The 19,190-nt window shown below is 74.1% G+C and carries 14 protein-coding genes; 4 read left to right on the forward strand and 10 right to left on the reverse strand.

Annotated features, from left to right (window positions below):
* Window positions 1–108: 108 nt before the first annotated feature.
* From WDV06_RS00005 to WDV06_RS00035, 7 genes are all read right to left on the reverse strand, one after another.
* A complete protein-coding gene (locus tag WDV06_RS00005) occupies window positions 109–729 on the reverse strand; it encodes a TetR/AcrR family transcriptional regulator (protein WP_395507470.1) in 621 nt (206 codons plus the stop codon).
* A complete protein-coding gene (locus WDV06_RS00010; protein WP_395507471.1) occupies window positions 717–1,457 on the reverse strand; it encodes an enoyl-CoA hydratase family protein in 741 nt (246 codons plus the stop codon). Before WDV06_RS00010 ends, WDV06_RS00005 begins: the two co-directional genes overlap by 13 nt.
* A 172-nt stretch (window positions 1,458–1,629) precedes the next feature.
* On the reverse strand, window positions 1,630–2,787 hold the full coding sequence (locus WDV06_RS00015) for an acyl-CoA dehydrogenase family protein (protein WP_395507472.1): 1,158 nt from the start codon (window positions 2,785–2,787) through the stop codon (window positions 1,630–1,632).
* Window positions 2,784–4,691: an acetyl/propionyl/methylcrotonyl-CoA carboxylase subunit alpha gene (locus WDV06_RS00020; protein WP_395507473.1), complete on the reverse strand. Its 1,908-nt coding sequence runs from the start codon at window positions 4,689–4,691 to the stop codon at window positions 2,784–2,786. Before WDV06_RS00020 ends, WDV06_RS00015 begins: the two co-directional genes overlap by 4 nt.
* A gap of 8 nt (window positions 4,692–4,699) precedes the next feature.
* On the reverse strand, window positions 4,700–6,298 hold the full coding sequence (locus tag WDV06_RS00025; protein ID WP_395507474.1) for an acyl-CoA carboxylase subunit beta: 1,599 nt from the start codon (window positions 6,296–6,298) through the stop codon (window positions 4,700–4,702).
* Entirely contained in the window at window positions 6,295–8,142 is a 1,848-nt protein-coding gene (locus WDV06_RS00030) for an acyclic terpene utilization AtuA family protein (protein ID WP_395507614.1), read from the reverse strand. Before WDV06_RS00030 ends, WDV06_RS00025 begins: the two co-directional genes overlap by 4 nt.
* A 71-nt stretch (window positions 8,143–8,213) precedes the next feature.
* Entirely contained in the window at window positions 8,214–9,014 is an 801-nt protein-coding gene (locus WDV06_RS00035) for a TIGR03084 family metal-binding protein (protein WP_395507475.1), read from the reverse strand.
* Between the two features lie 366 nt (window positions 9,015–9,380).
* On the opposite strand from WDV06_RS00035, the gene WDV06_RS00040 reads away from it, so the two are divergent.
* The gene (locus WDV06_RS00040; protein WP_395507476.1) at window positions 9,381–10,997 is read left to right on the forward strand and encodes an alpha/beta fold hydrolase; all 1,617 of its coding nucleotides are present in this window, start codon (window positions 9,381–9,383) and stop codon (window positions 10,995–10,997) included.
* Between the two features lie 526 nt (window positions 10,998–11,523).
* Here the strand turns inward: WDV06_RS00040 and WDV06_RS00045 are convergent.
* Complete coding sequence (locus tag WDV06_RS00045) at window positions 11,524–11,781, reverse strand: hypothetical protein (RefSeq protein WP_395507477.1); 258 nt, start codon at window positions 11,779–11,781, stop codon at window positions 11,524–11,526.
* A gap of 299 nt (window positions 11,782–12,080) precedes the next feature.
* On the opposite strand from WDV06_RS00045, the gene WDV06_RS00050 reads away from it, so the two are divergent.
* Window positions 12,081–12,926, forward strand: coding sequence for a helix-turn-helix domain-containing protein (locus WDV06_RS00050; RefSeq protein ID WP_395507478.1), 846 nt, complete (start codon window positions 12,081–12,083; stop codon window positions 12,924–12,926).
* 11 nt (window positions 12,927–12,937) lie between these two features.
* Entirely contained in the window at window positions 12,938–13,504 is a 567-nt protein-coding gene (gene cyaB, locus WDV06_RS00055) for a class IV adenylate cyclase (protein WP_395507479.1), read from the forward strand.
* Between the two features lie 540 nt (window positions 13,505–14,044).
* On the opposite strand, the gene WDV06_RS00060 is transcribed toward cyaB, so the two are convergent.
* Together WDV06_RS00060 and WDV06_RS00065 are read right to left on the reverse strand one after the other, a co-directional pair.
* Window positions 14,045–14,980: an EamA family transporter gene (locus tag WDV06_RS00060; protein WP_395507480.1), complete on the reverse strand. Its 936-nt coding sequence runs from the start codon at window positions 14,978–14,980 to the stop codon at window positions 14,045–14,047.
* A gap of 47 nt (window positions 14,981–15,027) precedes the next feature.
* Complete coding sequence (locus WDV06_RS00065; protein ID WP_395507481.1) at window positions 15,028–17,937, reverse strand: FAD-binding and (Fe-S)-binding domain-containing protein; 2,910 nt, start codon at window positions 17,935–17,937, stop codon at window positions 15,028–15,030.
* A 95-nt stretch (window positions 17,938–18,032) separates the two neighbouring features.
* Between WDV06_RS00065 and serC the strand changes: the two genes are divergently transcribed.
* Complete coding sequence (serC, locus tag WDV06_RS00070) at window positions 18,033–19,151, forward strand: phosphoserine transaminase (protein ID WP_395507482.1); 1,119 nt, start codon at window positions 18,033–18,035, stop codon at window positions 19,149–19,151.
* The last annotated feature ends 39 nt before the right edge of the window (window positions 19,152–19,190 follow it).

Here is a 19,190-nt window from a genome sequence, read left to right on the forward strand (position 1 = left end):
CCACCCCGCGCCCGCCCCCACCAGCCGGCCCCCGCCCCCCCCCCCCCGGATGCCGCCCCCCCCCCCCCCCCCCCCGGGGGGTGCGGCGCCCTTGCCGTCGCCGCTCCTTCAGCCCAGGGCGGCGTCGAGGATCCCGGACCACTGGGCGACGACGCGGTCCCGGCGGGCGGTGTCATCGGTCAGGACGTTCGCCAGGCCCAGCCCCCGGGCCATGTCCAGGAGGCCCTGCACGGTTTCCCGTACGCCCGGCACCGACTCGTCCGCGCCGAGCAGCTCGACGGCGATGCGGTGCGTCTCCCGGCCCACCCTGGCCTCCAGCTCCGTCACCTGCGGGCGCAGCTGCTCCTCGTTGGAGGCGGCGACCCACAGCTGGAGGGCGGCCCGGAACAGGGCGCCGGTGTAGAGGTCGACGAGGGCCGCGACGACCGCCGGCCGGGGCGCCGGCGCGGCCTGGAACAGCTCCCGCAGGGCAGTGGAGCGCTCCTCGGCGACGTACTCGACGGCGGCCGTGAAGAGCGCCTCCCGGGTCGGGAAGTGGTGCTGGGCCGCGCCGCGCGAGACCCCGGCGCGTTCGGCGACGACGGCGACGGTGGAGCCCGCCCAGCCGTGCTCGGCGAGGCAGGACACGGCCGCCTCCAGGAGGTGGCGGCGGGTGACCCGGCTGCGGGCCTGCTTGGGGAGGCCGCGGACGGGGGTCGTGCCCTTCTCGGACGCGGTCAGCGCACCCATGACGGGTCCCGGCGCTCGAAGCGGGCGGTGATGCCCTCGCGGGCCTCGGCGGAGGCGAAGAGCCGGGCGGAGAGCTCCGTCAGGCGGCCGCCGTCCCGGTCCAGGGCCTCCCGTACCCCGGCGGCCACCATCGCCTTGGTCTCGGCGAGGGCCTGCGGGGAGGCCTTGCGCAGCCCGTCGAGGACGGGGGCGAGGGCGGTGTCGGGGTCGCCGTCGGTGTGGAGGGTGAGCAGCCCGATGCGGGTGGCCTCGGCCGCGTCGAAGGGTTCGGCGGTCAGGAAGTAGCGGGAGGCCGCGCGGGGGTCGAGGCGGGGCAGCAGCGTCATCGAGATCACGGCGGGGGCCAGGCCGAGGTGGGTCTCGGTGAAGGCGAACGACGACTGCGGGCCGGCGGCGGCGATGTCGCAGGCACCGAGCAGACCGAGGCCGCCGGCGCGGACGTGGCCCGTGACGCGGGCGACGACGGGCTTGGGGAGGGCGGTGATCTCGCGCAGGAGGGCGAGGAAGTCGGCGGGGTCGCAGGGGGACTTCAGGTCGGCGCCGGCGCAGAAGGTGTTGCCGGTGTGGGTCAGCAGCACCGCGCGGGTGTCGGGGTCCCGGCCGGCTTCGGCGAGCGCGCCGCGCAGCTCGGCGACGAGGCGGGCGGAGAGCGCGTTGCGGTTGCCCGGCGAGTCGAGGGTGAGGGTGGTGATGCCGGTGGCCTGGGCGGCGTGCACGAGTGGGGCCATGTCTCCTCCGGAGGGGTCTGTTGACGGGGCGCCCTTCCTCCCGGGAGGGTACGCGGCACCCCCGTGGGGCCCCGTGCCCCGCCGGTCAGCCCGCCCGCCGGGCCGGGACGGGCGCGGGCTGCCGTTCACCCGGTCGGGGGCGGGGTGCGGAACCCGGTGGGGCCCGGCCGGGTCAGTAGGACTTCGGGAGGCCCAGGGTCTGGTGGGAGACGAAGTTGAGGATCATCTCGCGGCTGACCGGAGCGATCCGGGCGACCCGGGCCGCCGTGATCAGGGACGCCAGCCCGTACTCCCGGGTGAGCCCGTTCCCGCCCAGCGTGTGCACCGCCTGGTCCACCGCCCGCACACACGCCTCGCCCGCCGCGTACTTCGCCATGTTCGCCGCCTCCCCGGCCCCCGTGTCGTCGCCCGCGTCATACAGGCGCGCGGCCTTCTGCATCATCAGCCGGGCCAGTTCGAGCTCGATGTGCGCCGCCGCCAGCGGGTGCGCGACGGCCTGGTGGGCGCCGATCGGCTCCTGCCACACCTGGCGGGTGCGGGCGTAGTCCACCGCCCGGCCCAGCGCATAGCGGCCCATCCCGATGGCGAAGGCCGCCGTCATGACGCGCTCGGGGTTGAGTCCCGCGAAGAGCTGGAGCAGACCGGCGTCCTCGTCACCGACCAGCGCGTCGGCGGGGAGGCGGACCTCGTCCAGGACCAGTTCGAACTGCTTCTCCGCCGCCTGGAGTTCCATGTCGATCACCGAGCGGGAGAAGCCCGGGATATCGCGGGGGACGATGAACAGGCAGGGCTTCAGCCGGCCGGTGCGAGCGTCCTCCGTCCGGCCGACGATCAGGGTGGCGTCGGCGATGTCCACGCCGGAGATGAACACCTTGCGGCCCGTGAGGAGCCAGTCGTCGCCGTCGCGCCGGGCGGTGGTGGTGATGCGGTGGGAGTTGGAGCCGGCGTCGGGTTCGGTGATCCCGAAGGCCATCGTGCGGCTGCCGTCCGCGAGCCCGGGGAGCCAGGCCCGCTTCTGGACTTCGGTGCCGAAGCGGGCGATGACCGTGCCGCAGATGGCCGGGGAGACGACCATCATCAGGAGCGGGCAGCCGGCGGCGCCCAGTTCCTCCAGGACGATGGAGAGTTCGGCGATCCCGCCGCCCCCGCCCCCGTACTCCTCGGGCAGGTTGACCCCGAGGTAGCCGAGCTTGGCGGCATCGGCCCACAGTTCGTCGGGGTGGCCGCCCTCGCGGGCGAGGCGGGCGAGGTAGTCGCGGCCGTAGCGCCGGCCGAGGGCGGCGACGGCGGTGCGCAGGGCCTGGTGCTCTTCGGTTTCGGTGGGGCTCATGACGGCGTTTCCTCCTGGACTACGGCGAGCAGGGCGCCGAACTCGACCTGTCGGCCGGTGGCGGCGTGGAGCGCGGTGAGCGTGCCGGAGGCGGGGGCGAGGATGCGGTGCTCCATCTTCATGGCCTCCAGCCAGAGCAGGGGCTGCCCGGCGGTGACGGCCGAGCCGGGGGCCAGGCCCTCGGCGACGCGGACGACGGTGCCGGGCATGGGGGCGAGCAGCGAGCCCGGTTCGGTGCGGTCCTGGGGTTCGGGGAACCGGGGGACGGGGGTGAGGGTGTGGGAGCCGAGCGTGGAGTCCACGTAGACGGTGTTCGATTTGTGTTTCACGTGGAACACGCGTCGTGCGCCGTCGACTTCGAGGGTGACGAGCGTGGGGGTGGCGGCCAGGACGCGTACGCCGGGATGGTCGACGGGCTGGTACTGGACCTCGTGCTCGGTGCCGGAGACGGTGTAGCGGCGGGTCTGCGGCTGGGAGCGGAGGTTGCGCCAGCCGCCGAGGCGGGCGGCGAGCGGCGCGCCGGGGGCCGGGGCGGCCTCGGCGAGGGCGGCGGCCAGGCAGGCGAGGGCGGGGTCGGGGCCCCCGTCGGTGAGGGCTTCGAGGTGGCGGTCGTAGAAACCGGTGTCGAGCCGGGCGGCGGTGAAGTCGGGGTGGCGCAGGGAGCGTACAAGGAGTTCGCGGTTGGTGGCCGGGCCGTGGATCCGGGCCCGGGAGAGGGCGTCGGCGAGGACGCGGACGGCTTCGGTGCGGGTGGGGGCGTGCGCGACGACCTTCGCGAGCATGGGGTCGTAGTGGACGGAGACGGTGTCCCCGTCGGTGAAGCCCGTGTCGACGCGGACGTGGCCGGGGAGGGAGAGGGTGTGCAGGACTCCTGTCTGCGGGCGCCAGCCGAGGGCGGGGTCCTCGGCGTAGAGGCGGGCCTCGACGGCGTGGCCCGAGGGCTCGGGCGGGGCGGGCGGCAGGGGCTCGCCTTCGGCGACGCGCAGCTGGAGGGCGACGAGGTCCAGGCCGAAGACGGCTTCGGTGACGGGGTGTTCCACCTGGAGGCGGGTGTTCATCTCCAGGAAGTACGGGCGTCCGTCGGCGCCGACGAGGAACTCGACCGTGCCCGCGCCCCGGTAGGAGACCGCCCGGGCGGCGGCGACGGCGGCCTCGTGGAGGCGGGTGCGCAGGTCCTCGGGGAGGGCGGGGGCCGGAGCCTCCTCGATGACCTTCTGGTGGCGGCGCTGGAGGGAGCAGTCGCGGGTGCCCAGGGCCCAGACGGTGCCGTGGCCGTCGGCGAGGACCTGTACTTCGACGTGCCGGCCGCGCTCCACGTACGGCTCGGCGAAGACCTCGCCGTCGCCGAACGCGGACAGGGCCTCGGCGCGGGCGGCGTCCAGGTTCTCCTTGAGGGAGTCGAGGTCTCGTACGACGCGCATCCCGCGGCCGCCGCCGCCCGCGGCGGCCTTCAGCAGCAGGGGGAGGTCGGCGGCGGTGGCGGTGGCAGGGTCGACGGGTTCCAGCAGCGGCACCCCGGCGGCCCGCATGAGGTCCTTGGCCCGGGTCTTGGAGGCCATGGCCTCGATGGCCGCGGGCGGCGGGCCGATCCAGGCCAGGCCGGCGGCCTCGACCCGGCGGGCGAAGTCCGCGTTCTCGGAGAGGAAGCCGTATCCGGGGTGGACGGCGTCGGCGCCCGCCGTACGGGCCGCCTCGACCAGCAGGTCGGCGCGGAGGTAGGTGTCCGCGGGAGCGGCCCCCGGCAGCCGGACGGCGGTGTCGGCCGAGCGGACGTGCAGGGCGTCGGCGTCGGGGTCGGAGTGGACGGCGACCGTGGCCAGGCCCAGGGCGCGGGCCGTACGGAAGATCCGTACGGCGATCTCGCCCCGGTTGGCGACGAGGAGGGAGGTGATCGGGTTCGTCATGGGCGGGCTCACATCCGGAAGACGCCGAAGCCGCCACGGGCGCCCTCGACGGGGGCGTTGTGGACGGCCGACAGGCACAGGCCGAGGACGGTGCGGGTGTCGCGCGGGTCGATGACGCCGTCGTCGTACAGCCGCCCGGACAGGAACATGGGCAGGGACTCGGACTCGATCTGCGCCTCCACGAAGGCCCGCATCCCGGCGTCGGCCTCCCCGTCGTAGGGCTGTCCCTTGGCGGCGGCGGACTGCCGGGCCACGATCGAGAGCACCCCCGCCAGCTGCTGCGGGCCCATGACGGCGGACTTGGCGCTGGGCCAGGCGAAGAGGAACCGTGGTTCGTAGGCGCGGCCGCACATGCCGTAGTGGCCGGCGCCGTAGCTCGCGCCGATGAGGACGGACAGGTGCGGGACGCGGGAGTTGGACACCGCGTTGATCATCATGGAGCCGTGTTTGACGATGCCGCCCTGCTCGTACTCCTTGCCGACCATGTAGCCGGTGGTGTTGTGGAGGAAGAGGAGCGGGATGTCGCGCTGGTTGGCGAGCTGGATGAACTGGGCGGCCTTCTGGGACTCGGCGCTGAACAGCACGCCCTGGGCGTTGGCGAGGATGCCGACCGGGTAGCCGTGGAGGCCGGCCCAGCCGGTGACGAGGCTGGGGCCGTAGAGGGGCTTGAACTCGTCGAAGTCGGAGGCGTCGACGATGCGGGCGATGACCTCGCGCGGGTCGAAGGGGGTCTTCAGGTCAGGCGGGACGATCCCGAGGAGCTCCTCCGCGTCGTACAGCGGCTCCTCGGCGCGGGGCGGTTCGGGGTACGGCTTGCGGTGGTTGAGCCGGGCGACGATGCGGCGGGCCTGGCGGATGGCGTCGTACTCGTCGAGGGCGTAGTGGTCGGCGAGGCCGGAGACGCGGGCGTGCATGTCGGCGCCGCCGAGGGACTCGTCGTCGCTCTCCTCGCCGGTGGCCATCCTGACGAGGGGCGGACCGCCCAGGAACACCTTGGAACGGTCCTTGATCATGACGGTGTGGTCCGACATCCCCGGGATGTACGCGCCGCCGGCCGTGGAGTTGCCGAAGACGACGGCGACGGTGGGGATGCCGGCGGCGGAGAGCCGGGTGAGGTCGCGGAAGATCGCCCCGCCGGGGATGAAGATCTCCTTCTGGGAGGGCAGGTCGGCGCCGCCGGACTCGACGAGGCTGATGCAGGGGAGCCGGTTCTGCAGGGCGATCTCGTTGGCCCGCAGAGCCTTCTTCAGGGTCCAGGGGTTGCTGGCGCCGCCGCGCACGGTGGGGTCGTTCGCGGTGATCAGGCACTCGACGCCCTCGACGGTGCCGATGCCGGTGACCATGGAGGCGCCGACGGGGTGATCGCTGCCCCAGGCGGCGAGCGGGGACAGTTCGAGGAACGGGGTGTCGGGGTCGAGCAGGAGCTCGACCCGCTCGCGGGGCAGGAGCTTGCCGCGGCCCCGGTGGCGGGCGGTGTACTTCTCCCCGCCGCCGGCGAGGGCCTTGGCGTGCTCGCCGTCCAGCGCGGCGAGCCGCTCCAGGGCGGCGGTACGGGCCTGCGCGTGCTCGGGGGCGCGGGGGTCGACGGCGGTACCGAGACGGGTCATGAACGGATCCCCTCCGGGGCGGACGGCGTGGGCTCGGGGGTGGACGGCGCCCCGTCGGGGGCGGAGGGCAGGAGGCGGGTCGGGATGTCCACGTGGCGGGCGCGGAGCCATTCGCCGAGGGCCTTGGCCTGGGGGTCGAAGCGGTGGCCGGAGGCGACCCCGGCGCCGAGGATCCCGGTGACGGTGAAGTTCAGCGCCCGCAGGCGGGGCAGCTCGTGGCGGGCGACGGCCAGGGGCGCGGTCTCGGGGAGCAGCTCCCGGAAGAGCTCGACGGTGAGGGTGGCGCGGAGCCACTCCCACGCCGCGTCGGTCTCGACCCAGACCCCGATGTTGGCGTCGCCCCCCTTGTCCCCGGACCGCGCCCCGGCCACCAGCCCGAGCGGGGCGCGGGTGGTGGGGCCGGCGCCGGAGCCCGCGGCCACCGCCGCGCCCCGACCGGAGCCACCCGTCGGAAACCCGGCCCCGCAGCCCCCGGACAGGGTCTCGCTGCCGGGGCCGGGGGTGTTGGGGGCGGGGGCGACGGCCGTGGGCGGGGTCCGGGGCGCAGCCTCGGTTCCGGGAAGGGGCGGGGTGGGGGGACCCAGGTCCCCGGCCCCGCCGCGCGGCCCGGCCCCGGCCCCGGCCGGCGGGACCTCCACCCTGACCCCGTCCGGGAGTACGGCCGTGTGCGGGACCGAGGCCGCCGGGACCAGGACGGACGTGAACACCCCGTACGGCTGGGCCGCCCCCGGCGGGGCCGTGACGTGGAAGCCCGGGTAGCTGGACAGGGCCAGCTCCACGGCCGCCGACGTCAGCTCCCGCCCCACCCGCTCCGCCGACGGATCGCGGACCACCAGCCGCAGCAGGGCGCTGGCCTCCTCCTCCGTGTCCGCGTCCGCGCGATCGGTGCGGGCCAGCGTCCACGACACCCCCGCCACCCCGGCCAGGGCGTCCGCCAACTGCTCGCGCACCAGCGCCGCCTTCGCCTCGACGTCCAGCCCCGTCAGGACGAAGACGACCTCGTTGCGCCAGCCCCCCACCCGCGTGACCCCCACCTTGAGGGTGTCCGGCGGCGGCTCCCCCACGGTCCCGCTGATCCGGACCCGGTCCTCCCCGTCCGGGGTGAGCCGGACCGTGTCCAGCCGGGCCGTGACGTCCGGGCCCAGGTACCGCGCGCCCTGGGTCTCGTACAGGAGCTGCGCGGTGACCGTGCCCGGGGAGACGATCCCGCCCGTGCCGGGGTGCTTGGTGACGACCGCCGAGCCGTCCTCGAAGACCTCCGCCAGCGGGAAGCCGGGCCGGCGCACGTCGTGGGCCGTGAAGAACGCGTAGTTGCCGCCGGTGGCCTGCGTCCCGCACTCCAGGACGTGCCCCGCGACCACCGCCCCCGCCAGCCGGTCGTACTCCTCGGGCCCCCAGTCGAACCACCACGCGGCGGGCCCGCTGACCAGCGCCGCGTCGGTGACCCGGCCGGTGACCACCACGTCCGCGCCCGCCCGCAGGCAGGCCGTGATCCCGGCGCCGCCGAGGTAGGCGTTGGCGGTCAGCGCCCCCTCGCCGGTCACCGCGTCCCCGTACGGCATCAGGTCGTCGCCCTCGACGTGCGCGACGCGTACGGGAACGCCCACCTTGCCGGCCAGCGCGCGCACCGCGTCCGCCAGCCCGGCCGGGTTCAGCCCGCCGGCGTTCGTGACGATCCGCACACCGCGTTCGTGCGCGAGCCCGAGCCCCTCCTCCAGTTGCCGCAGGAAGGTCCTGGCGTACCCGAGGTCCGGGTTCTTCAGCCGGTCGCGGCCGAGGATCAGCATGGTCAGCTCGGCGAGGTAGTCGCCGGTGAGGACGTCGAGCGGGCCGCCGGTCAGCATCTCGCGCACCGCGCCCAGCCGGTCGCCGTAGAAGCCCGAGGCGTTGCCGATGCGCAGGGCGCGCCGGGCCGTCACCGCGTCCCCCGGGGTGCACGGCCCGGACCCGCCGGACCGGCGAAGGCCTGGGCGATGTCCAGCCAGCGGTCGGCGTCGGGGCCGGTGGCGGTGAGCGCGAGGTCGGCGCGGTGGGCGCGCTGGGTGACCAGCAGGCAGAAGTCCGACGCCGGCCCCGTGACCCGCTGCCCGGCGTCCTCGGGCCCGTACGCCCAGAGCCCCGCCCCGTCCGGCGCGGTCAGCTCCACCCGGAACTCCTCTTCCGGCACCGCCAGTCCGCGGACGGCGTACGCGTAGTCGCGCGCCCGGACCCCGATCCGCGCGACGTGCCGCAGCCGGGCGGTCGGGGCCCGGCGCACGCCGAGCGCGTCGGCGACGTCCTGGCCGTGGGCCCAGGTCTCCATCAGCCGGGCACTGGCCATCGAGGCGGCCTTCATCGGCGGCCCGTACCAGGGGAACCGGGCGTCGGAGGGGGCGGCGGCCAGGGCCCGGTCCAGTGCCTCCCGCCCGGCCCGCCACCGGGCCAGCAGCTCGGCCGGCGCCAGCCGGGCCCCCTCCTCCGCGCCCGCGTCGACGAAGGTCTCCGGCGCCTTGAGGGCCGCCTCCACCTCCCGCGCGAACCCTTCGGCGTCGGTGAGGGCGAGGAGCGCGGCCCGGTCGGTCCAGTGCAGGTGCGCGATCTGATGGGCGACGCTCCACCCCTCGGCGGGCGTCGGCCGCGCCCACTGGGACGCGCCCAACTCCGCTACGAGGAAGTCGAGTTCACGGCCCTCCTCGCGGAGATCGGCGAAGACGGCGACGACGGACGGCTCGGGCACGGGCGTGCTCCCCTCTCGGCGTGAGGGGAAGCCTGGCAGCCACCCGAGAAACAATCAAGCACGCTTGCATGATTTTCATCCGATCCCGCCGGAATCCCGCCACCAGCCAACCGAGGCGCGACAGCGGGAACTTGACCCCGCCGCCCTACTTCCCCGAGGCCGCGGGGCCCGCCACCGCCCCCGCCCCGCGGCCGGATCCGGCCGTACGGCCCCCGGCCCCCGGGCGCACCCGGCGCACCGCGCCGATACTGAGTGCGCCGCCGTACCGCCGGAGCAGAAGCAGCGCCGCCGCCCCCCGCATCCGAACACGTCCGTGCCGCGCCAAGCGGAGCCGACGAGATGACGAGACGACGAGGATGATCCGACGTGCACCCTGCTGCCCACTCCCTGTACCCCGAACTCGACGCGACCGCCCTCAACGCCTTCGCCGCCGCCCTGGAGACCGGTGAGCCCGCCGGCCTGCCGCCCGCACGCGCCGCCGAGGCCGCGGCCGTACGCGCCGCCACCGTCTTCAGCCGGGGCAAGGTGACCGGCGCCGACGGCACCCTCCTCGACGCCGCGCTCTGGCGGCACACCGGGCCCGCGCCGCGGCCGGTGGTCGTGATGCCCGCGCCGTGGAGCGACCTGGGCTGGCCCGCGTACGCCGTCCAGGCCTCCCGGTTCGCGATCCGCGGCTACGACGTCCTCGCCTACAGCCCGCGCGGGTTCGCCGCCTCCGGGGGCCACGCCGACTGCGCCGGGCCGCTCGACGTCACCGACGGCCGGCACGCCCTCGACCACCTCCTGGAGCGCACCGCCGGACCCGTCACCCGGATCGGCGTCCTCGGCGTCTCCTACGGCGCCGGCATCGCCCAGCTCGTCGCCGCGCACGACGCCCGCGTGGACGCGGTGGCCGCGCTCAGCGGCTGGGGCGACCTCGGGGAGGTGCTGCGCGAGAACCACACCCGCCGCACCGCCGCCGTCCACACCCTCCTCACCGCCTCCCCGCGGGCCCGGCTGAGCCGGCCGACGGAGCGCGCCCTGGAGGACGTCCTCGCCGGCCACGCCCTCGGGGAGGCCCTGGCGTGGGCGGAGCAGCGCTCACCGTTCACGCACGTCAAGGAGTTGGGACGGCGACGGGTCGCGGTCTTCTGCGCGCAGGCCTGGCACGAGACCCTCTTCCCGGCCGGCCAGGTGCTGCGGATGTTCCAGGAGCTGACCGGCCCCAAGCGCATCGACCTCTCCATCGGTGACCACTGCGGTCCCGAGATGACCGGCCTGCCCGGACTGCCGAACCGGATCTGGGCGGACGCCCTGCGCTGGTTCGACCACCACCTCGCCGGAGTCGACAACGGCATCGACGCGGAGGGGGAGGTCCTCTCCGAGGTGATGTGGACCCGGGCCCTCGAACCGTCCCCCGTCTGGCCCCTCCCCACCCACCGCGTCCGGCGCCTGCACCTCACCGGCACCGGCGAACTGGCCGACGCACCCGACCCGGGCTGGGCGGCGGTCGTGCTGTGCGGGGTCGAGACACCGGTCGCCGTCGCCGACGCGGTCGCCCGCTCCGGGTACGCCGAGCTGGAGGGCCTGCCGAAGCGCTACCCGGCCGCGGACGCCATGGACCGCACCGCGACGGCCGTCTGGACCGCCGCCCCGGCGGCGGAGACCACCCGCCTGCGCGGCACGCCGCGCCTGCGCGTCACCTACCGCGCGGCGAACTCCGGCTCCACCGTCGTCGCGTACCTCCTGGACCTCGCCCCGGACGGCTCGGCCCGCCTGATCACCCACGCCCCGTTCAGCGACCTGGACGCCCCGCCGGACAGCCTGATCAGCGCGGACGTCGACCTCCACCCCATCGCGTACGACCTCCCGCCGGACCACCGCCCGATGCTGGCCCTGACGACCCGCGACCCCTTCTACGCGGACGCCAACCTCCCCCGCGCCACCCTCTCCTTCACCTCCCCGGAGCCGACGCCGTCGTACGTGGAGCTCCCGCTGGGGTGAACCGCCCGCCCCCCTTGACCGGTTTCAGGGAGGGGTTGGGGCTTTCCCGTCCGTCTCATCGTCCTTCCGTGTCGGGCCGGCCTGTCAAGGGCGCTCCTTCGTCGCGTCGCTGCGCGATGGCCTCCGGCCACCCTTGACAGACCGTCCCGCCCCGGAAAAACGAAGACTGCCGGGAAACCCCCAAAGGAACGGGACGGATGTTCATGGACACGCGGCCGACTCAGCGACCGGGCAAGGTGGTCGGGGGCCGGCAGACCAGCCATCCCCCCCCCCCCCCCCCCCTTCAGCCGCAATCGGCGCCACCCCACGCATCAGATCGCTACGTGCTCCTCGTTTCTCAGCGTCTGACGGCCGTCTGTGGCCGCTACCCGCAAGAACCGACGACCAGGAACCCCATCCCGGACCGGTGGACGCCACAGATCGCTACGCGCTGCCCAGGTTTTAGCGCCCGACGGCCGTCGAGGGCTGATACCCGCACGCGAGGACGGACTGGCCCCCGTCGGGCGCCGCCCGGCGCATCAGATCGCTACGCGCTGCCCAGGTTTCGGCGTCCGACGGCCGTCTGGGGCTGGTCGTGGGCGGGGACGACGTTGTCGACAGCGGTGGTGAACTCTCGGCCGGATCCGCCCCGGATATAGGCGAGTTCCATCCAACGTTCGTAGTCGGCGGAGTCCGAGACGTTCTCGTTGACGACGGCCATCAGCACACCCTCGGCCCCGGAGGCGATGTCGCGAACACGGCGATGCAGGAGGCGGTGGGGGACGTATTCGTACTGCTCACTCATCGGTCGTGACCTCGAAGGTGTCGAGGAAGCGCTCCCAACCGGATCGGGCGCGCGCGAGGAGTTGTGGGCTGAGTTCAGGCCTTTGCTCCGAATGCGGCCAGGAGTCAGCAGGTGAGGCGTCAGTGCCGACAGGCATGTGTCGAGTCCTCCGGATCGTCGAGTTATGCCGTTGAGCCCTTCGGGCGGGTGGCATGGAAGGAGGATCTGATGACACTGCGTACGCACTCGATATCCCAGCGGTAATCTCAGCGTGAGATGTCTTTCCGTCTCGGGGGTGCAGATGACGGGAGTAACCGATCATGGCCACACCACTCGTCCCGGTTTCATTGCCGACTTGGGCATGGGAGCGGGCAGATGTCCGTCAGGCCCTTCGCGGACGGGACGTGGCAGCCGTGTTCAGGTACGTGCAGCAGTACAGCGGAGCCAGTCAGGCCCGCATCGCGGCCGCAGTCGGGATGACGCAGGCGCGGGTGAACGAGATCATCAACCGTCGCCGCGAGGTGTCCCGTCTCGATGTGTACGAACGGATCGCCGATGGACTGAACATGCCGGACGACGCACGGCATCTCCTGGGGTTGGCAGCCGGCCGTGAGCGGCGTTCCGGCGGAGCCGCGTTCGATCTCGCGGCCTTCCCGGAGGTGGTTCGGGTCTACTCGGCGCAGGCATCGGCCAAAGAGGAGATTCAACAACAGGTCCGAACTGCGAAGGAGTTGGACGTTCTCGCTGTGCGCGGCCTCGGCCTCGTCGGTTTGAACGACTCGATGTTGCGTCCGCACCTCGTCCGGCAGAACGGCGGCTTGCGGGTGCGAGTGCTGTTGCTGAACCCGGAGGCGCCGGCTCTTGCGTTGCGTGCTGCCGAAATCGGTGAGTCGGCGGAATCGCTCGCCGGTGGTGTGCGGCTGGCCGAGGCCAGGCTGCGTGAGCTTGCCGGGATCTGCGACATCGAGGTGTACAGGTACGGCATGCTGCCGACATGGCGGTTGATCCGCGCTGACTCCACCCTGTTCGTCGGTGCCTTCGACGCAGGCTGGGAAGGCCATGAGTCCGCCACCTACAAGGTGATGCACACCCCGCACGGCCCGCTGTTCAGGGGCTTCCAGCGCATGTTCGAGGCCATGGCCGCAGGTGCTGAGCGCACGGTTTGAGAGGACGGCGCATGATCGAGGCGGAACTGAAGGCACGCGTCCGCGCGCCAGAAGAAGTGTTGCGACGGTTGGATCAACGGTCCGAGGGCCGGGTCGAGGTGTATCAGGACACCTATTACGACACCGTGGACGGAGCGCTCGACGCACGGGATGAAGAGCTCCGGGTCCGGACCGTCCACGGACCGGATGACACGCGCACCCTCCTTACCTACAAAGGCGCCCGTGTGGACGAGGAATCCGGCTCCAAACCGGAACACGAGACCCGAGTCCAGGACGCCGAAGCCGTTCACGCGACCCTGCGCGGTCTCGGCTACGTGCCCGCCATCGCGTTCGAGAAGAGGTGCAGGAACTACACCTTCCAATCCCGGGGCCGCCAGATGCTCGCCACGCTGGTCCGCGTCCCCGAACTGGACGGCACATTCCTTGAGCTGGAGACCCAGGTGGAGGAGAAGGACGTCGCCGCAGCCCTCCATGACATCAGGGCCGTCCTCGCCGAACTGGGCATCGGGCCGGACGACCTCACCAGCGAGCTGTACACGGCATCGGTCAAAGCACACCGCCTGAACGCAACCGCTTGAAGCTGCGCACCGAACCGGGTCAAGCCCCCCTGGTCCCCCTGGCCGCCGTTCGGCGGCAGGTAGCAGCCCAAGACGGCGGCGAGGCGCCGAGATAGGGGTAGTGCGTAGCGATCTGATGCGCCCACCGGCCCCTCTGCCTCTCTGGCTGGCATTTCTTGCGGGTAGCGGCCCCAGACGGTTGGCAGACGCCGAGGAATGAGGAGCGCGTAGCGATCTGGCGCGGAGGGTGGTCCCGGAGGGCGTTCGTGGCGGGGCGGGTGCCCGGTGTGGCGGCCCCGACGAGCCCGACGGGGCGCTGATGCCGCCGCATGTCCACGGAACGTCCGTCCCGTTCCTTTGGGGGGTTCCCGGCAGTCTTCGGCGTTTCGTGGCGGGGCGGGCGGTCAAGGGTCGCCGGAGGCGATCGCGCAGCGACGCGACGAAGGAGCGCCCTTGACGGGCCGGTCCGACGCGGAAGGACGATGAGACTGGCGGGAACCCCCCAACCGATCTCCGAGACCGGTCAAGGGGGTCCCGTCCACCCCCCGGCCCCCCGCACTCTCAGGGCTTCTGCGCCCGTACCGCGCCCATGCTCGCCGCGATGACCAGGGCGATCGCCAGGGCGTCCAGCAGGGACATGGCCTGGTGGAGGACCAGGAAGCCCGCCGTGGCGGCGATGGCCGGTTCCAGGCTCATCAGGATCGCGAACGTCGGAGCCGGGAGGCGGCGGAGGGCGAGGAGTTCCAGGGTGTACGGGAGCACCGAGGAGAGGAGCGCCACGCCGAGGCCCAGGGCCAGGGTGCTCGGGACCAGGAGGGCGGAGCCCGCCTGGATCACGCCCAGCGGGAGGGAGAGGACGGCGGCCACCGCCATCGCCAGGGCCAGGCCGTCCGCCTGGGGGAAGCGGCGGCCGGTGCGGGCGCTGAAGACGATGTACGCCGCCCACATCGCGCCCGCGCCCACCGCGAAGGCCGCGCCGAGGGGGTCCAGGGAGCCGAAGCCGAGGCCTCCGCCGCCGTGCCCGGAGAGGAGGACCACGCCGCCCAGGGCCAGGGCCGCCCACAGGAGGTTCACCAGGCGGCGGGAGACGATGACCGAGAGGGCCAGCGGTCCGAGCACCTCCAGGGTGACCGCCGGGCCGAGGGGGATGCGGTCGATGGACTGGTAGAAGAGGCCGTTCATGCCCGCCATGGCCACGCCGAACGCGACGACGGTGCCCCAGTCGGCGCGCGTGTAGCCCCGTACCTTGGGCCGGCAGACGACCAGGAGCACCAGGGCGGCGGCCGCGAGGCGCAGCGTGACCACGCCGGCCGCGCCCGCCCTCGGCATGATCATGACCGCGAGGGCGGCGCCGAACTGCACCGAGACGCCGGCCGCGACGACGAGCGCCACCGGGCCGAAGCGGCCGCCGGCGGCCTTGGGGACGCGGGACGGGGCGGAGGCCCGGGTGCGGGTGGGGGTGGGGGTGGTCGCGGGGGACGGGGAGGGTGCGGGCATTTCTCCAGATTAAGGGGTGGGTAAGGGTCGTGCCCGCGTGTTCTGGCTTACATCGGGTCCGGCGGAAGGGCCTCCGCGAGGAGTTCCGCCAGGTGGCGGGCGCGGTGGCCGGAGAGCTGGGCGATCTGGGTGCGGCAGGAGAAGCCGTCCGCCAGGACGGCGGTGCCGGGGGTGGCGGCGCGCAGGGACGGCAGGAGCTGCTCCTCGGCGCAGGCGACGGAGACGGCGTGGTGGCCCGGCTCGAAGCCGAAGTTGCCCGCGAGGCCGCAGCAGCCGCCGCTGAGCTCACCGGTGAGGCCGGCGCGCTCACGCAGCCGCCGGTCGGCGGTGTCGCCGAGGACGGCGTGCTGGTGGCAGTGGGTCTGGCCGGCGACGGGCCGGTCCAGGCGGGGCGGGGTCCAGTGGGGGGCGTGCTCCTCCAGGGTTTCGGCGAAGGTGCGGACCGCTGCGGCGAGGCGGTGCGCGCGGGGGTCGTCGGGGAGGAGGGCGGGGAGGTCGCCGCGCAGTGCTGCGGCGCAGCTGGGTTCCAGGACGAGGACGGGGCCCTTGACGTCGCCGAGGGTGTCGAGGGTGCGGCGCAGGACCTTGCGGGCGCGGCTGAGGCGGCCGGTGGAGACGTAGGTGAGGGCGCAGCAGACCCGGTCGGCGGGGACGGTGACGGGGAGGCCGGCGGCCGCCAGTACGCGGACGGCCGCGCGGGCGGTGCCGGGGGCGAGGTGGTCGGTGAAGGTGTCGGGCCACAGCATCACCCGTGCCGGGACCGGGACCGCAGCGTCGGCGGCGGGGGCCGGCGCCGAGTCCGACGCCAGGTTGGGGGCAGGGGCCGCCGCCGGGTCCGAATCCGACGCCGGAGCCGACGCCGACGCCGGAGCGGGGGCGGGAGCCGACCCCGGAGCGGGAGCCGACGCCGACGCCGACCCCGGAGCCGGTCGCGAGTGCGGCGTCGGATGCGTGTCCCGTGGTGCCCCGTGTGTTCGCCACCAGTGGGTGAACGGTGTGGCCGCCACCTTCGGCAGTCTCCGCTCGCGGGCCAGGCCCGGTACCCGCAGGGTCCGCCCCGCCGCGTTGACCAGGCGGGCGGCCCGCAGGGCGGCGATCAGCCGAAGCCAGGTCGGCAGGCCGCCCAGGAGGTAGTGGGACAGGGGGCGCAGGCGGCCCTTCCAGTGGCGGTGCAGGAACTCGGACTTGTACGCGGCCATGTCCACGCCCACCGGGCAGTCGCTGAGGCAGCCCTTGCAGCCCAGGCAGAGGTCGAGTGCCTCGGCCACCTCCGCGGAGCGCCAGCCGTCGCGGACGACCTCCCCCACGAGCATCTCGTGGAGGAGCCGGGCCCGGCCGCGCGTGGAGTGCTTCTCCTCGCCGGTGGCCCGGTACGACGGGCACATCACCCCGGGCCCGCCCGGCTCGCGCGTCCGGCACTTCGCGACGCCGACGCAGCGGGCGACCTCGCTGCCGAACGGGGTGGGGGGCAGGACGGCGAAGCGGAGGTTCTCGTCGAGCCTCGCGGGGCGGACCAGTACGCCGGGGTTCATGCCGCCCGCCGGGTCCCACACGTCCTTGTAGGCCCCGAAGAGGTCGATCACCTCCGGGGGGTACATGCGCGGCAGCAGCTCCGCCCGGGCCTGGCCGTCGCCGTGCTCGCCGGACAGGGAGCCGCCGTGGGCGACGACCAGGTCGGCCAGTGCGGAGGAGAAGGAGCGGAAGCGGGCGATCCCGGGGCGCGACACCAGGTCGAAGTCGATGCGGACGTGGACGCAGCCCTCCCCGAAGTGCCCGTACGGGGTCCCCCGCAGCCCGTGCCCGGCGAGCAGGGCGCGGAACTCGCGCAGGTAGGCGCCCAGCCGGGCCGGGGGGACGGCGCAGTCCTCCCAGCCGGGCCAGGCCATGGTCCCGTCGGGCATGCGCGTCGCGGTGCCGGCGGCGTCCTCGCGGAGCCGCCACAGGGCCCGCTGCCCCGCCGGGTCCGCGACGACCACCGCGTCGAGGGCGTCGGCGGCCCGTACGAGGCCGCGCGCGGCCCCCTCGTCCCGGGTCTCGACGAACAGCCACGCCCCGCCCCGGGGCAGCCCGGCGGCGCCGTGGACCAGGTCCCGGGCCATGCCCTCCACCGTGAGCGGCCCGTACGGCAGCAGCCCGGCGGCGGCGTCGGCGGCGGCGCTCTCGTCGGGGTAGCCGAGCACCGCGAGGGCGGGGGCGGGCGGGAGTTCCACGAGGCGCACCACCGCCTCGGTGACCACGCCCAGGGTTCCCTCGCTGCCGCAGAAGGCGCGGGCGAGCCGCGTCCCGCGTTCGGGGAGGAGGTGGTCCAGGCCGCCGTAGCCGGAGATGCGGCGGGAGAAGCCCGCGCCCAGCCCCGTCCGCAGGACCGCGAGGTTCCCGGCGACCAGTTCCCGCAGGCCGGGCGGGGCCCCCGTCCAGCCGTCGGCGAGCCGGTGGGCGGCACCCCCGTACGCGGTCACCGCCAGCTCGGCCACGTTGTCGGCGGTGGTTCCCCAGGCCACGGAGTGGGCGCCGCAGGCGTTGTTGCCGATCATGCCGCCGAGGGTGCAGCGGGAGTGCGTGGACGGGTCGGGGCCGAAGGTCAGCCCGTACGGGCGCACCGCCCGCCGGAGCCGGTCGAGGACGAGCCCGGGCTGGACGACGGCGGTGCGGGCGGCCGGGTCGACCGACACCAGGGCGTTCATGTGCCGGGTGAGGTCGAGGACCACGCCGGTCCCCGTCGCCTGCCCGGCGATGGAGGTGCCGCCGCCGCGCGGGACGACGGGGACGCCGGCCTCGGCGCACACCCGCAGCGCCTCCGCCACGTCCTCGGCGTCGCGCGGGGCGACGACTCCGACCGGGACGCGCCGGTAGTTGGAGGCGTCCATGGTGGCCAGGGCGCGTGCGGCGGCGCCGAAGTCCACCTCCCCGCGCAGCCGGGTCCGCAAGGTCCGCTCAAGTTCCCCTGGAGACGTCACGGACACACCCTCCCATCACCCGCGTATCACCCGCGCGTGTCTCATCGGGTGGACGCGCCTCCGACGCCCGGTCCGGGACCCGATACGCTCCGCTCGTGGCTGAGATCCAGATTCCCGCTGACATCAAGCCCGCCGACGGACGCTTCGGCGCGGGCCCCTCCAAGGTGCGGACCGAGGCGCTGGACGCCCTCGCCGCCACCGGTAACTCCCTGCTCGGCACCTCGCACCGCCAGGCCCCGGTCAAGAACCTGGTCGGCTCGGTGCGTCAGGGCCTCCGGGACCTCTTCTCCCTCCCCGAGGGCTACGAGGTGATCCTGGGCAACGGCGGCTCCACCGCCTTCTGGGACATCGCGACCGCCGGTCTCATCGAGCGGAAGTCCCAGCACCTGACCTTCGGCGAGTTCTCGTCCAAGTTCGCCAAGGCCGCGAAGCTCGCGCCGTGGCTGGACGAGCCGTCCGTCATCTCCTCCGAGCCGGGTACGCACCCCGAGCCGGTGGCGGAGGCGGGTGTGGACGTGTACGCGTACACGCACAACGAGACCTCGACGGGTGTCGCGGCGCCGATCAAGCGCGTCGCGGGCGCCGACGCCGGTTCGCTGGTGCTGGTGGACGCGACCTCGGGTGCGGGCGGTCTGCCCGTGGACATCACCGAGACGGACGTCTACTACTTCGCGCCGCAGAAGTCGTTCGCCTCGGACGGCGGCCTGTGGCTGGCCGCGTTCTCCCCGGCCGCCCTGGAGCGCGCCGCGCGCGTGCACGCGTCGGGCCGGCACATCCCGGAGTTCTTCTCGCTGCCGACGGCGATCGACAACTCGCTGAAGAACCAGACGTACAACACCCCGGCGCTGGCCACCCTGTTCCTGTTGAACCAGCAGCTGGAGTGGATGAACGGCCAGGGCGGCCTGGAGTTCACGACCTCCCGTACGGCGGCCAGCGCGGCCAACCTGTACGGCTGGGCGGAGGCGTCGAAGTACGCGAACCCGTTCGTGCAGGACGCCGAGAAGCGTTCGGCGGTCATCGGCACGATCGACTTCGACGACGCGATCGACGCGGCGGCCGTGGCGAAGGTGCTGCGCGCCAACGGCATCGTGGACACCGAGCCGTACCGCAAGCTGGGCCGCAACCAGCTGCGCATCGCGATGTTCCCCGCGATCGACCCGGCGGACGTGCAGGCGCTGACCGCCTGCGTCGACTACGTGATCGAGCGCCTCTGACCGCGGTCCGCGTCCGCTGACGCGCGGGGAGCCCCCGGT

Source organism: Streptomyces racemochromogenes (assembly GCF_044129415.1).
Taxonomy (GTDB): Bacteria; Actinomycetota; Actinomycetes; order Streptomycetales; family Streptomycetaceae; genus Streptomyces; species Streptomyces racemochromogenes_A.

What these genes read in the sequence shown, in the direction of transcription:
- WDV06_RS00005 (WP_395507470.1), bottom strand. Translation starts at nt 729, where the DNA reads ATGGGTGCGCTGACCGCGTCCGAGAAGGGCACGACCCCCGTCCGCGGC.
- WDV06_RS00010 (WP_395507471.1), bottom strand. Translation starts at nt 1,457, where the DNA reads ATGGCCCCACTCGTGCACGCCGCCCAGGCCACCGGCATCACCACCCTC.
- WDV06_RS00015 (WP_395507472.1), bottom strand. Translation starts at nt 2,787, where the DNA reads ATGAGCCCCACCGAAACCGAAGAGCACCAGGCCCTGCGCACCGCCGTC.
- WDV06_RS00020 (WP_395507473.1), bottom strand. Translation starts at nt 4,691, where the DNA reads ATGACGAACCCGATCACCTCCCTCCTCGTCGCCAACCGGGGCGAGATC.
- WDV06_RS00025 (WP_395507474.1), bottom strand. Translation starts at nt 6,298, where the DNA reads ATGACCCGTCTCGGTACCGCCGTCGACCCCCGCGCCCCCGAGCACGCG.
- WDV06_RS00030 (WP_395507614.1), bottom strand. Translation starts at nt 8,142, where the DNA reads ATGCTGACCGGCGGCCCGCTCGACGTCCTCACCGGCGACTACCTCGCC.
- WDV06_RS00045 (WP_395507477.1), bottom strand. Translation starts at nt 11,781, where the DNA reads ATGAGTGAGCAGTACGAATACGTCCCCCACCGCCTCCTGCATCGCCGT.
- WDV06_RS00050 (WP_395507478.1), top strand. Translation starts at nt 12,081, where the DNA reads ATGGCCACACCACTCGTCCCGGTTTCATTGCCGACTTGGGCATGGGAG.
- cyaB (WP_395507479.1), top strand. Translation starts at nt 12,938, where the DNA reads ATGATCGAGGCGGAACTGAAGGCACGCGTCCGCGCGCCAGAAGAAGTG.
- WDV06_RS00060 (WP_395507480.1), bottom strand. Translation starts at nt 14,980, where the DNA reads ATGCCCGCACCCTCCCCGTCCCCCGCGACCACCCCCACCCCCACCCGC.